The sequence below is a fragment of the Streptomyces sp. NPDC057302 genome, assembly GCF_042667685.1.
Classification (GTDB): Bacteria; Actinomycetota; Actinomycetes; order Streptomycetales; family Streptomycetaceae; genus Streptomyces.
On sequence record NZ_JBHUZJ010000002.1, the window covers coordinates 176,248 to 189,082 of the forward strand.

The following is a 12,835-nucleotide window of genomic DNA, read 5'->3' on the forward strand; positions in this document are numbered from 1 at the left end:
GACAGCAGGACGGGAGCAGCGTCATCAGGGGGCGAGGGCAGGAAAACGGGCCCTGTGCCGGGGGACGGCTCGTACGCCGAGGTCGCACGCTACGCACACAGTCGAGCTGTGTGAGCGGTGACTCCAGACCTCAGACGAGCAACGTCCTACTCCTATCGGCGACAACAGAACCGTTATACACCGTAGGGTGCGCCCCGGTGGCTGTCAACGACTTATCGTGACCGCGAACAAGGAGGCCCCATGCCTTACGGCTCGCTCTCACTGCCGACCCGGATCTTCCTGCTGGCCTGGAACACCGGCCGGAACAGAATCACCGGCGCCCCCGACCTGCACTTCGCGGTCCGGGCCTGCGCGCTCGCGGAGCTGGCCCAGCGCGGAATCGTCTCGGACGTGGACGGCATCGTCACCCCGGTCTTCGGCGCACGCACCGGCGACCCGGTGCTCGACGGCGTCCTCGAACTCGTCGAGGAGTCCCGGCCCCGCAAGTGGCGCGCCTGGATCACGCACAAGGCCCGCGCCACCCAGGACGACGTGCGCGACCAGCTGGTGTCCGAGGGATATCTGCGGTCGGAGCGCGCCCGGGTCTTCGGGATCTTCCCCTCGCGGCGCTACGAACTGGAGCGCGCCGGATACGTCGAGGTCCTGCACGCGGAGGCGCTCGCGGTCCTGCGCGGCCCGGTCCCGGTGTCCGAGGTTCCCGCGGGCGACGCGGCTCTGGTGGTGTGCGCGGCGACGGGCAAGCTGCGCGGCATCGTCTCGGGCAAGGACCGCAGGCAGTACAAGGAGCGGCTCGACGCGCTCACCGACCGCGCCGGGGCTCCCGCTCCGGAACTGCCCGAGCTGATGCGGGCGCTGCGCAAGGCGCTGGCGTCGGCGGTGTCGTCCGCGGAGGCGGCCAGGGCGTCCTCCGGCGGCGGCGGGGGTGGCTGAGGGGCTCGGAGGCGCGGCTCAGCAGGCGTCCCGCATCAGATCGGCGAGGTCCTGGTCCAGGTCGACGTGCAGGTGCTCGTCGCCGGTGGGCACCAGGGCCAGGGAGCGGTGCAGGAAGCCGCGCAGCTCGCCCGTGCGGATGTGGACGATCGCGGTGCCCTCGGGGGCGTGGAACTCCACGACCGTGCGGTCGAAGCCGTACGGCCGCACGCGGACGTCACCGTCGCCCACCGCCTGCTCCAGGCCCTGGGCGAGCAGCTCGCGGGCGAAGGTCCAGTAGACCTCGATGCCTTCGAGCGTGGCGGGGGCGGGAAAGCTCATCCGGACGGCGAACGGATCGCCCCGGTCGTAGTGCAGCGTCGCGGGAATGGTCGACATCCGCGGTGCGGCGGCGACGAGGCGGGCCTCTACGGCTTGCTCGATGCTGGTGGACAACGCCTGCTCCCTCACACTGACAGCTGGACTACTCGGGTCGGCACTTGGATAGACGTCGGAATGACGGAATCCGTGCACGCGAACACCGAGTGACCTCGGTCACCGCGTGCTCTTCACCGTCTTCACAGAATTCCCGGAAGGAATCCTGCGTTCCGGTGGTAACTTCGCCCGCCATGAAGTCCTTGGGGAAGACGAGATGGTCGCGGTCCGTGGGTCGTGCGGTGTCGGTGGGACTGTGCGGGGCGGCTCTCGCCGCGACGGCGCTGGTCGCACCGGGGGTCGCCCAGGCGGTTCCCTCGGGGCCCTCGGCTCCCGCGGGCCCCGAAAGCCACCCGGAGAAGGGCGGCGGCTGGGATCTCAAGGACAGCGGCACCGACGCGCGCTTCCGGGGTCTCGCCGCCGTCAGCCGGCACACCGCCTGGGTGGCCGGCGCGAAGGGCACCGTGCTGCGCACGTCGGACGGCGGGCGAAGCTGGCGAAACGTCTCCCCGCCCGGGGCCGAGGGGCTGGAGTTCCGTGACGTCGAGGCCTTCGACGGCCGCCGCGCGGTGGTCCTCGCCATCGGTGAGGGCGAGGCTTCGCGGGTCTTTCGCACGGCGGACGGCGGCGCGACCTGGACGGAGTCCTTCCGCAACACCGACCCCAAGGCCTTCTACGACTGCATGACCTTCTTCGACCGGAGCCACGGCCTGGCCATGAGCGACCCGGTGAACGGCAAGTACCGCATCCTGTCCACCGCCGACGGCGGCCGCTCCTGGAAGGTCCTGCCGGACAAGGGCATGCCCGCGGCCCAGGAAGGCGAGTCGGGCTTCGCCGCGAGCGGCCAGTGCCTGGTGAGCTCCGGCTCCCGCGACGTCTGGCTGGCCACCGGGGGAGCACAGCGCGCGCGAGTCCTGCACTCCGCCGACCGGGGCCGCACCTGGACGGCCACCGACGCGCCGATCCCGGCGGGCGACCCGGCCCGCGGCGTCTTCGGGCTCGCCTTCCGCGACCGTACGCACGGCATCGCGGTCGGCGGCGACTACCGCGCCGACCAGCCGTCCCCGAAGGCCGCGGCCACCACCGGCGACGGCGGCCGCACCTGGACCACGGCGGCCCAGCCCCCGCCCGCCTACCGCTCCGGGGTGGCCTGGCTGCCGGGAAGCCGCCGGGGCGCGCTCGCGGTCGGGCCGACCGGCACGGACGTCACGACGGACGGCGGGCGCAGCTGGCGGGCGGTCGACGCGGGGTCGTACGACACCGTGGACTGCACGCGGGACCGGAGCTGCTGGGCGTCCGGCGAGAAGGGCCGCATCGCGCGCTGGGAGCGGGGCTAGGGACGATCCCCGCCGGCAGGGCTAGGGAAGTTCCTGCCGGTAGGGGGCGAGCGCCGGGGCCGTCTTCGTGGCGATGAACTCGGTGACGCGGTACTCGCAGACCTCCGCGAGCACGAAGGGATCGCTCGCCGCGATCTCCTCGATCGCCGCGCGGTCGTCGGCCACGGCGAGGATCACACCGCCGTCGCGCGGATTCTTGCGCCCCGACGCGATGAAGACGCCCTGTGCGTACAGCTGGTCGAGCCAGGCGACGTGGGCCTCAAGCTCCTTGTCGACGGCGGAGACGGGCGCGGTGTAGGTCAACTCGAGAACGAACATGATCGGGAGGCTACCGCCGCGGCCCGCAAGGCGTGGCCGCGGCCCGGGGCGTTCGATCTATCCTGATCGTTCAACCGGTCGCTCCATGGGGCGACTTCACGGTGCGTGGCCGCCCCATTTCTGCCGGGAGTTCGCTTTGCTGTACAGAAAGACCGCTTTGCGTGTCGCCTCGCCCGTAGCCGTGCTCGCCCTCGCGCTGACCGCCTGCGGGAGCGGCGGCGGCGGCAAGGACTCCGTGGACGAGGTGAAGGCGGGCGCGCGCGGCACCGGCGAGAGCGCCACCGGCGTGGCGAAGGAGGGCAACGTCTCCGTCACCTACGACCTCACCCCGCAGAAGGTCGAACTGGGCACGGAGGCCGAGACCGCGAAGATGGTGTCGGAGCCCGAGGAGGCCAAGGGCCTGGTCCCGGCCGTCGCGCACGTGAAGTACACGCACCGGTCGGGACCGACCCTCACGCAGAGCCCGCGCGCCAGCCAGCCCACCACGATCTGGGCGGACGGAAAGCGCGGAACGCTGATGGTCGGCGCCGCCGACGGCAAGCAGGGCTGCGAGGTCCCCTCGTCCATCAAGGGCTGGAAGCAGGGCGAGACCCACGTCCTGTGCGAGACCTACCTGGTCCCCAAGGACGCGAAGGACCTGGAGGTCCACTGGGCCGAGCAGAACGGTAAGCCGTTCGTCTGGAAGTTCGCGGCGGCCAAGTGACGACCTTCGACGCTCCCGCCGGCTGGCCCACCGACGAGCCGGCCGCCCGCGCCGTCCAGGACGAGCTCCGCGCCCGGGTCGTGCTCGGCGAAGAGGGCCCGCGGCCGGGCACCGGGCACGTCACGGGGGTCGACGTCGCCTACGACGACGAGCGCGACATCGTCGCCGCGGCGCTCGTCGTCCTGGACGCCGCGACGCTCGACGTCGTCGAGGAGGCGACCGCGGTGGGCCGCGTGGCCTTCCCGTACGTGCCGGGCCTGCTCGCCTTCCGCGAGATCCCCACCGTCCTCGCCGCCCTGGAGGAGCTCCAGGCCGACCCGGGGCTCGTCGTCTGCGACGGCTACGGCATCGCGCACCCCCGCAGGTTCGGCCTCGCGAGCCACCTCGGCGTCCTCACCGGGCTGCCCACGATCGGCGTGGCCAAGAACCCCTTCACGTTCGCGTACGAGGCTCCCGGCGCACCGCGGGGCAGCGCGGCCCCCCTGCTCGACGGAGCGGAGGAGATCGGCCGCGCCCTGCGCACCCGCGAGGGCGTCAAGCCGGTCTTCGTCTCCGTGGGCCACCGCGTGAGCCTGGACAACGCGTGCGCCCACACGCTCCGGCTGACCCCGCGCTACCGCCTTCCGGAGTCGACGCGCCGCGCGGACGCCCTGTGCCGCGCGGCGCTGCGCGAGGCGAGCGCTAGCGCATCGCCGCCACCCGGAACCTGAGCCCGGCCGCCGTCAGTCGCGCGGTGAGCGCGTCGCCCATCGCCACGGCGGTGGTCAGCTGCCCCGCCACCTCCGGCAGATCGTCGTCGACGGCCAGGCACAGCGCCGCCTCGCCCAGCATCTTCGCCGTCTCGTCGTACCCCGGATCGCCGCCCGAGACCTCCGTGAACACCCGCTTGCCGCCGCCCTCGCCGACGAACCGCACGGAGAACCAGCTCTCCGCGCGGCGCCGCTCGCTCGGCCCCTCGCCCGGCTTGAGCCGCGACGACAACCACCGCCGGGCGGGCGGCAGTTGAGCGGCGGCCACCAGGCCGCCGACGGCCGCCGCGCCGCCCAGCGCGAACGGCAGGGACTGCACGGCCGCGTAGTGCCGGTAGCGGAAGTCGGGCCCGTAGCGGCTCAGCGCCCGCGCCGAGCGCTGCACCACCTGCGGGTCGATGGTCGGCAGGGGCAGGGCCCAGGCGCCGACCTCGCCCGCGTACCGGGGCGCGCTCGGCGGGGCGTACGCCTTGCGGTCCACCAGGCGCGGTTCGTGCCGGCGCCGGTCACGCGCGGCGGACAGCATCTGCGGGCCGCGCGCGAACTGGGCGAGCGCGGAGGCGAACGTACCGCCGGAGAACGTCGCGTTGCTGCGCACGAACCCGTCGACGCGCAGCGGCACGCCCTCCGGGAGCTGTCGCACCGTGAAGTACGCCCCCAGGTCGTGCGGGACCGAGTCGAAGCCGCAAGAGTGCACGAGCCGCGCGCCCGTCTCCCGTGCGCGGGCGTCGTGCCGCACGTACATGAGGTCGACGAACTCGGGCTCTCCGGTGAGATCCACGTAGTCCGTGCCCGCGTCGGCGCACGCGGCGACGAGCTCCTGGCCGTACGCGAGATAGGGCCCGACGGTGGTGGCCACCACGCGCGCGTGCCCCGCCAGCTCCCGCAGGGACGCCGGGTCCGCCACGTCCGCGCGGACCAGGGGAAGCTCGGCGCAGGCCGGGTGGTCCTTCGCGAGCTCGTCGCGCAGCCGCTCCAGCTTGCCGGTGTCACGCCCCGCGATCGCCCAGCGCAGCCCCTGGGGCGCGTGCGCGGCGAGGTACTCCGCGGTGAGCACACCGACGAAGCCGGTCGCCCCGAAGAGCACGATGTCGTACATGCGGTCCGCCGCACGCTCCTTGCCGTTGCCGTTCTGACTGGTCATGGCACCTCTCTGCCGTACACCGCACGCCGACGTCGGGGGCCGAGGCTAGCGTGCGAAGCGGGTGTCGCCGCACGGACCGTCCCCCAATTTGTCTAAGCGCTTGCTTGCTAGGGTCTTGTGCGGAGTGGAACACGTTCTTAGCATCACTGGTGTTACATCAGTTGTGTCATAGCGCTGGGGGCTCAATGGCAGTGCCGGACAAGGGCGTTCGCGGACCGCTCGCCGGGGTGCGTGTGGTCGAGCTGGCGGGCATCGGGCCCGGCCCGTTCGCGGCCATGCTCCTCGCCGACCTCGGTGCGGACGTCGTACGCGTCGACCGACCGGGCGGCGGCGGTCTCGCGATCAATCCCGAGTACGACGTCACCAACCGCAACAAACGCTCCGTGATCATCGACCTCAAGTCGGCGGACGGCGCGGACCGCGTCCTCGACCTGGCCGACCGCGCGGACGTCCTCATCGAGGGCTACCGCCCCGGCGTCGCCGAGCGCCTGGGCGTCGGGCCCGCCGCCTGCCACGCCCGCAACCCGAAGCTCGTCTACGGACGGATGACCGGCTGGGGCCAGGAGGGTCCGCTCTCCCAGCGCGCAGGGCACGACATCGCGTACATCGCCATCACCGGCACCCTCGGCATGATCGGCAACCCCGGCGAGCCGCCCACCGTCCCCGCCAACCTCGTCGGCGACTACGCGGGCGGCTCGCTCTACCTCGTCGTGGGCATCCTCGCCGCCCTGCACCACGCGCGCGAGCACGGCACGGGCCAGGTCGTGGACGCCGCGATCGTCGACGGCACCGCCCACCTCACGTCGATGATCCACGGCATGCTCGCGGCCGGCGGCTGGCAGGACCGGCGCGGCGCCAACCTCCTGGACGGCGGCTGCCCGTTCTACGGCAACTACGAGACGGCCGACGGCGGCTACATGGCCGTCGGCGCCCTCGAGCAGCAGTTCTACGACGAGTTCATCGCACTCCTCGGCCTCGCCGACGAGGCGCCCGCCCGCAAGGACCTCGCCCGCTGGGGCGAGCTGCGCGAGGCGGTCGCCAGCCGCTTCAAGGCCCGGACGCGCGAGGAGTGGACGGCCGTCTTCGAAGGCTCCGACGCGTGCGTCGCGCCCGTGCTCTCGTTGCGCGAAGCCCCCGGACACCCCCATCTCGCCGCCCGCGGCACGTTCGTCGACCACGGCGGCATCACCCAGCCCGCCCCCGCGCCCCGCTTCTCCGCGACCCCGACGGAGGTCCGCGGCGGCCCCGCCCTGCCGGGCGCGGACACCGAGGACGTGGCCCGCGACTGGGACGTACCGGCCCTCAGGGGCGCACCCACGAAGGAAGACGACTGATGCAACTGTCCGCACCTCTCGCCTACGCGGGCGACCCGCGCCAGGCCGCCGACGACATCGCGGCCCTGGAGTCCGCCGGTCTGGACGCCGTCTGGGTGGCGGAGGCGTACGGCTTCGACTCGCCCACCATCATGGGCTACCTGGCCGCGCGCACCGAACGTATGCGGATCGGCGCCGCGATCCTCAACGTCTACTCGCGCACCCCCGCCCTCATCGCCCAGACGGCCGCCGGACTCGACGCGATCTCCGGTGGCCGGGCGATCATCGGACTCGGCGCGTCGGGCCCGCAGGTCGTCGAGGGCTGGCACGGGAAGCCGTACGACAAGCCGCTGGCCCGCACCCGCGAGGCGATCGAGCTGACCCGCCGCATCCTGCGCCGCGAGGTCATCGACCACCACGGCATCACGGACATGCCGCTGCCCGCCGACAAGGGCGGCAAGCTGGGCAAGCCGCTGAAGATCCTCACCAGGCCGGTGCGTGCGGAAGTGCCGTTGTACGTCGCGTCGCTGGGCCCCGCCAACGTCCGGATGACCGCCGAGATCGCCGACGGCTGGCTGCCCACGCTGTTCATCCCGGAGAAGGCCCACCAGGTGTGGGGCGCTCCGCTCGCCGAGGGCAAGGAGAAGCGCGATCCGGCGCTCGGCCCGTTGCAGACGGTCGCGGGCGGACTGCTCGCCATCGGTGACGACGCGGCAGCCGTACGGGATCTGGCCCGACCCCAAATCGCCCTCTACGTAGGCGGCATGGGCGCCCGGGGGAAGAACTTCTACAACGACCTCGCGGTCGCGTACGGCTACGAGGAGGAGGCCGGGCGCATCCAGGAGCTGTATCTCTCGGGCAGGAAGAAGGAAGCCGAGGCCGCCGTCCCGGACGAGTTCTGCGAGCTCATGTCGCTGTGCGGGCCCAAGAGCTATGTCCGTGAGCGTGTCGAGGCCTTCCGCGAGGCGGGCGTCACCATGCTCAACGTCGTCCCCGTCGGCCCCGAGCCGGCCAAGTTGATCGAAACCGTCAAGGGCTGGCTCTAGAACTCCAGGAGGCCGTACGTGAAGCGACAGATCTTCTCCGACGAACACGAGGCGTTCCGCGAGACCGTCCGCACCTTCCTGGCCAAGGAGGTGCTGCCCCACTACGAACAGTGGGAGAAGGACGGCATCGTCAGCCGCGACGCCTGGCGCGCCGCGGGCAAGCAGGGGCTGCTCGGGCTCGCCGTGCCCGAGGAGTACGGAGGCGGCGGTAACACCGACTTCCGCTACAGCGCGGTCCTGGCCGAGGAGTTCACCCGCGCCGGCGCGGCGGGGCTCGCGCTCGGCCTGCACAACGACATCATCGGCCCGTACCTGACATCGCTGGCCACCGAGGAGCAGAAGCGGCGCTGGCTGCCCGGCTTCTGCTCCGGCGAGATCATCACCGCCATCGCGATGACCGAACCGGGCGCGGGCTCCGACCTCCAGGGCATCCGCACCACGGCAGCCGACCAGGGCGACCACTGGCTGCTCAACGGCTCCAAGACGTTCATCTCGAACGGGATCCTCGCCGACCTGGTCGTCGTCGTCGCCAAGACCTCCCCGGAGGGCGGCGCCAAGGGCCTGTCCCTCCTGGTCGTCGAGCGCGGCGCGGAGGGCTTCGAGCGGGGCCGCAACCTCGACAAGATCGGCCAGAAGTCCCAGGACACCGCCGAGCTGTTCTTCAACGACGTACGCGTCCCCAAGGAGAACCTCCTCGGGGAGCTCGACGGCGCCTTCATCCACCTGATGACGAACCTCGCGCAGGAGCGCATGGGCATCGCCGTCGCGGGGATCGCCGCCGCCGAGTACCTCCTGGAGATCACCACGACGTACGTCAAGGAGCGCGAGGCCTTCGGGCGACCGCTCTCCAAGCTCCAGCACATCCGTTTCGAGATCGCGGAGATGGCGACCGAGTGCGCGGTCACCCGCGCGTTCCTCGACCGCTGCATCGTGGATCACTCGAACGGGGAACTCGACGCCGTGCACGCGTCGATGGCCAAGTGGTGGGCCACCGAGCTGCAAAAACGCGTCGCCGACCGCTGCCTGCAACTGCACGGCGGATACGGCTACATGACCGAGTACCGCGTGGCCAAGGCCTTCACCGACGGCCGCATCCAGACGATCTACGGAGGCACGACCGAGATCATGAAGGAGATCATCGGCCGCTCCCTGCTCGCCTGAACCCGCTCGAACCCTCAACTTCACAGTTCTTTGTTCTTTGTTCTTTGCGAAAGGCTGCTGTCTTGACCACCGAAGCGTACGTATACGACGCGATCCGCACCCCGCGCGGACGCGGCAAGGCCAATGGCGCCCTGCACGGCACCAAGCCGATCGACCTCGTCGTCGGCCTGATCCACGAGATCCGGGCGCGGTTCCCCGACCTCGACCCGGCGGCCGTCGACGACATCGTCCTCGGTGTCGTGGGCCCCGTCGGCGACCAGGGGTCCGACATCGCGCGCGTCGCGGCCATCGCCGCCGGTCTTCCGGACACCGTCGCGGGCGTCCAGGAGAACCGCTTCTGTGCCTCGGGCCTCGAAGCGGTCAACATGGCGGCGATGAAGGTGCGTTCGGGCTGGGAGGACCTCGTCCTCGCGGGCGGCGTCGAGTCGATGTCGCGCGTCCCGATGGGCTCGGACGGCGGCGCCTGGTTCGCCGACCCGATGACCAACTACGAGACCGGCTTCGTGCCGCAGGGCATCGGCGCCGACCTGATCGCCACGGTGGAGGGCTACTCCCGGCGTGACGTGGACGAGTACGCGGCCCTTTCCCAGGAGCGTGCCGCGGCCGCCTGGAAGGACAACCGCTTCGAGAAGTCCGTCGTGCCGGTGAAGGACCGCAGCGGCCTTGTCGTCCTGGACCACGACGAGTTCATGCGGCCCGGCACCACCGCCGACTCGCTCGCCAAGCTGAAGCCGTCCTTCAAGGACATCGGCGACCTCGGCGGCTTCGACGCCGTCGCGCTCCAGAAGTACCACTGGATCGAGAAGATCGACCACGTCCACCACGCGGGCAACTCCTCCGGCATCGTGGACGGCGCGGCGCTGGTGGCCATCGGCACCAAGGAGGTCGGCGAGCGCTACGGGCTCACCCCGCGCGCCCGGATCGTCTCCGCGGCCGTCTCCGGCTCCGAGCCGACCATCATGCTCACGGGCCCCGCCCCCGCGGCCCGCAAGGCGCTCGCCAAGGCGGGCCTGACCATCGACGACATCGACCTCGTCGAGATCAACGAGGCGTTCGCGGCGGTGGTGCTGCGCTTCGTCAAGGACATGGGCCTGTCCCTGGACAAGGTCAACGTCAACGGCGGTGCGATCGCGTTGGGGCATCCCTTGGGCGCGACCGGGGCGATGATCCTGGGGACGCTGGTCGATGAGCTGGAGCGCAGGGACCTGCGGTACGGCTTGGCCACGTTGTGCGTCGGCGGAGGCATGGGGATCGCCACGATCGTGGAACGGGTGTAGCGCCGCTGGGGCCGTCGCCGACCGCGGGTGCGTCGTGGTTGCTCGCGCAGTTCCCCGCGCCCCTGAAGGCGTGCGCTGCGCGCAGCCTTCCCCGGTACGCGCCCCTGGAGATGGCGCACGCAGTGCGCATCTCAGGGGCGCGGGGAACTGCGCGACCAGCCCCCACCGGCGGTCAGTCGGCCATGACCCCCAGCCCCTCCCCGGACCCCGCCCCGCCCATCACAGACTTCACGGAGACAAGACCATGACCGAAAGCACCACCATCCGCTGGGAACAGGACGACACCGGCATCGTCACGCTCGTCCTCGACGACCCCAACCAGTCCGCGAACACCATGAACCAAGGCTTCAAGGACTCCATCGCGGCGATCGCCGAACGCGCGGAGGCCGAGAAGGACTCCATCCGCGGCATCATCTACACCTCCGCCAAGAAGACCTTCTTCGCGGGAGGCGACCTCAAGGACATGATGCAGGCGGGCCCCGAGAACGCGCGCGACGCGTTCGAGGCGGGCGTCGCCATCAAGGGCTCCCTGCGCCGCATCGAGACCCTGGGCAAGCCCGTCGTCGCCGCCATCAACGGCGCGGCCCTCGGCGGTGGTTACGAGATCGCCCTGGCCAGCCACCACCGCGTCGCGCTCGACGCGCCCGGATCCAAGATCGGCCTGCCCGAGGTCACCCTGGGCCTGCTCCCGGCGGGCGGCGGCGTGACCCGCACCGTACGCCTGATGGGCATCGCGGACGCGCTCCTGAAGGTGCTGCTCCAGGGCACCCAGTACTCCCCGCAGCGCGCCCTGGAGAACGGCCTGATCCACGAAGTGGCCGCCACGCGCGAGGAGATGACCGAGAAGGCCCGCGCCTTCATCGACGCCAACCCCGAGTCGGCCCAGCCCTGGGACAAGCCGGGCTACCGCATCCCCGGCGGCACCCCCGCCAACCCGAAGTTCGCGGCGAACCTGCCCGCCTTCCCCGCCAACCTGAAGAAGCAGATCAACGGCGCCCCCTACCCGGCCCCGCGCAACATCCTCGCGGCCGCAGTCGAGGGCTCCCAGGTCGACTTCGAGACCGCGCTGACCATCGAGGCCCGCTACTTCACCGAGCTGGTCACCGGGCAGACCGCGAAGAACATGATCCAGGCGTTCTTCTTCGACCTCCAGGCCGTCAACTCCGGCGCCAACCGCCCCAAGGGCATCGAGGCACGCCCGGTCCGCAAGGCCGCCGTCCTGGGCGCCGGGATGATGGGCGCGGGCATCGCCTACTCGTGTGCGCGCGCGGGCATCGAGGTCGTCCTGAAGGACGTCTCCGCCGAGGCCGCAGCCAAGGGCAAGGCGTACTCCGAGAAGCTGTGCGCCAAGGCGGTGCAGCGGGGGCGTACGACCCAGGAGAAGGCCGACGCGCTGCTCGCCCGCATCACGCCGACCGCCGACCCGCAGGACCTCGCGGGCTGTGACGCCGTGATCGAGGCCGTCTTCGAGGACACCTCGCTCAAGCACAAGGTGTTCCAGGAGATCCAGGACGTCATCGAGCCGGACGCGCTGCTCTGCTCCAACACCTCGACGCTGCCCATCACCCAGCTCGCCGAGGGCGTCACGCGGCCCGTCGACTTCATCGGCCTGCACTTCTTCTCGCCCGTCGACAAGATGCCGCTCGTCGAGATCATCAAGGGCGAGCGGACCGGGGACGAGGCTCTGGCGCGCGCCTTCGACCTCGTACGCCAGATCAACAAGACGCCGATCGTCGTGAACGACTCGCGCGGCTTCTTCACCTCGCGGGTGATCGGGCACTTCATCAACGAGGGCGTCGCGATGGTCGGCGAGGGCATCGAGCCCGCGTCGATCGAGCAGGCCGCGGCCCAGGCGGGCTACCCGGCGAAGGTCCTCTCCCTGATGGACGAGCTGACCCTCACCCTGCCGCGCAAGATCCGCAACGAGACCAAGCGCGCCGTCGTGGAGGCGGGCGGCACCTGGGCCGGGCACCCCTCGGACTCCGTCATCGACCGGATGGTCGACGAGTTCGAGCGTCCCGGCAGGAGCGGGGGAGCGGGCTTCTACGAATACGTGGACGGCAAGCGCGCCGGTCTCTGGCCGGGTCTGCGCGAGCACTTCACCAAGCCGGGCACCGAGATCCCGTTCAAGGACATGCAGGAGCGCATGCTCTTCTCCGAGGCGCTCGACACCGTGCGCCTGGTGGAGGAGGGCGTCCTGACGTCCGTCGCGGACGCCAACATCGGCTCGATCTTCGGCATCGGCTTCCCCGGCTGGACCGGTGGCGTGCTCCAGTACATCAACGGCTACGAGGGCGGCCTGCCCGGATTCGTGGCACGCGCGCGTGAGCTGGCCGACCGCTACGGGGAGCGGTTCACGCCGCCCGCGCTGCTGGTCGAGAAGGCCGGCAACGGCGAGAAGTTCAGCGACAACTGACCTGCTGACCCGCGGTTCCGCCCCTGC

The 12,835-nt window shown here is 71.3% G+C and carries 12 protein-coding genes; 9 read left to right on the plus strand and 3 right to left on the minus strand.

Annotated features, from left to right (window positions below):
- Positions 1-240: 240 nt before the first annotated feature.
- Positions 241-930 (plus strand): GPP34 family phosphoprotein, encoded by a 690-nt coding sequence (locus tag ACFUPX_RS02105; protein WP_383314286.1) that lies wholly within the window; start codon positions 241-243, stop codon positions 928-930.
- Positions 931-948: 18 nt separating this feature from the next.
- On the opposite strand, the gene ACFUPX_RS02110 is transcribed toward ACFUPX_RS02105, so the two are convergent.
- On the minus strand, positions 949-1,365 hold the full coding sequence (locus ACFUPX_RS02110; protein WP_383314289.1) for an SsgA family sporulation/cell division regulator: 417 nt from the start codon (positions 1,363-1,365) through the stop codon (positions 949-951).
- A gap of 173 nt (positions 1,366-1,538) precedes the next feature.
- On the opposite strand from ACFUPX_RS02110, the gene ACFUPX_RS02115 reads away from it, so the two are divergent.
- On the plus strand, positions 1,539-2,681 hold the full coding sequence (locus ACFUPX_RS02115) for a WD40/YVTN/BNR-like repeat-containing protein (RefSeq protein ID WP_383314292.1): 1,143 nt from the start codon (positions 1,539-1,541) through the stop codon (positions 2,679-2,681).
- A 21-nt stretch (positions 2,682-2,702) separates the two neighbouring features.
- Here the strand turns inward: ACFUPX_RS02115 and ACFUPX_RS02120 are convergent, their stop codons facing one another.
- Complete coding sequence (locus ACFUPX_RS02120; RefSeq protein WP_383314295.1) at positions 2,703-2,999, minus strand: YciI family protein; 297 nt, start codon at positions 2,997-2,999, stop codon at positions 2,703-2,705.
- Positions 3,000-3,135: 136 nt separating this feature from the next.
- Between ACFUPX_RS02120 and ACFUPX_RS02125 the strand changes: the two genes are divergently transcribed.
- Both ACFUPX_RS02125 and nfi read left to right on the plus strand, forming a co-directional pair.
- Positions 3,136-3,702, plus strand: coding sequence for a hypothetical protein (locus ACFUPX_RS02125; RefSeq protein WP_383314298.1), 567 nt, complete (start codon positions 3,136-3,138; stop codon positions 3,700-3,702).
- Positions 3,699-4,412, plus strand: a complete 714-nt coding sequence (gene nfi, locus ACFUPX_RS02130; RefSeq protein ID WP_383314301.1) for a deoxyribonuclease V — start codon at positions 3,699-3,701, stop codon at positions 4,410-4,412. The genes ACFUPX_RS02125 and nfi overlap by 4 nt, the downstream gene beginning before the upstream one ends.
- Here the strand turns inward: nfi and ACFUPX_RS02135 are convergent.
- Positions 4,384-5,595, minus strand: coding sequence for a saccharopine dehydrogenase family protein (locus ACFUPX_RS02135; RefSeq protein WP_383314304.1), 1,212 nt, complete (start codon positions 5,593-5,595; stop codon positions 4,384-4,386). The genes nfi and ACFUPX_RS02135 overlap by 29 nt on opposite strands.
- A 185-nt stretch (positions 5,596-5,780) precedes the next feature.
- Between ACFUPX_RS02135 and ACFUPX_RS02140 the strand changes: the two genes are divergently transcribed.
- From ACFUPX_RS02140 to ACFUPX_RS02160, 5 genes are all read left to right on the plus strand, one after another.
- Positions 5,781-6,929 (plus strand): CaiB/BaiF CoA transferase family protein, encoded by a 1,149-nt coding sequence (locus ACFUPX_RS02140; protein ID WP_383314307.1) that lies wholly within the window; start codon positions 5,781-5,783, stop codon positions 6,927-6,929.
- On the plus strand, positions 6,929-7,954 hold the full coding sequence (locus tag ACFUPX_RS02145) for an LLM class F420-dependent oxidoreductase (RefSeq protein ID WP_383314312.1): 1,026 nt from the start codon (positions 6,929-6,931) through the stop codon (positions 7,952-7,954). The genes ACFUPX_RS02140 and ACFUPX_RS02145 overlap by 1 nt, the downstream gene beginning before the upstream one ends.
- An 18-nt stretch (positions 7,955-7,972) precedes the next feature.
- Complete coding sequence (locus ACFUPX_RS02150; RefSeq protein ID WP_383314315.1) at positions 7,973-9,115, plus strand: acyl-CoA dehydrogenase family protein; 1,143 nt, start codon at positions 7,973-7,975, stop codon at positions 9,113-9,115.
- Between the two features lie 62 nt (positions 9,116-9,177).
- Positions 9,178-10,392 (plus strand): acetyl-CoA C-acetyltransferase, encoded by a 1,215-nt coding sequence (locus ACFUPX_RS02155; RefSeq protein WP_383314318.1) that lies wholly within the window; start codon positions 9,178-9,180, stop codon positions 10,390-10,392.
- 244 nt (positions 10,393-10,636) lie between these two features.
- Complete coding sequence (locus ACFUPX_RS02160) at positions 10,637-12,808, plus strand: 3-hydroxyacyl-CoA dehydrogenase NAD-binding domain-containing protein (RefSeq protein ID WP_383314321.1); 2,172 nt, start codon at positions 10,637-10,639, stop codon at positions 12,806-12,808.
- The last annotated feature ends 27 nt before the right edge of the window (positions 12,809-12,835 follow it).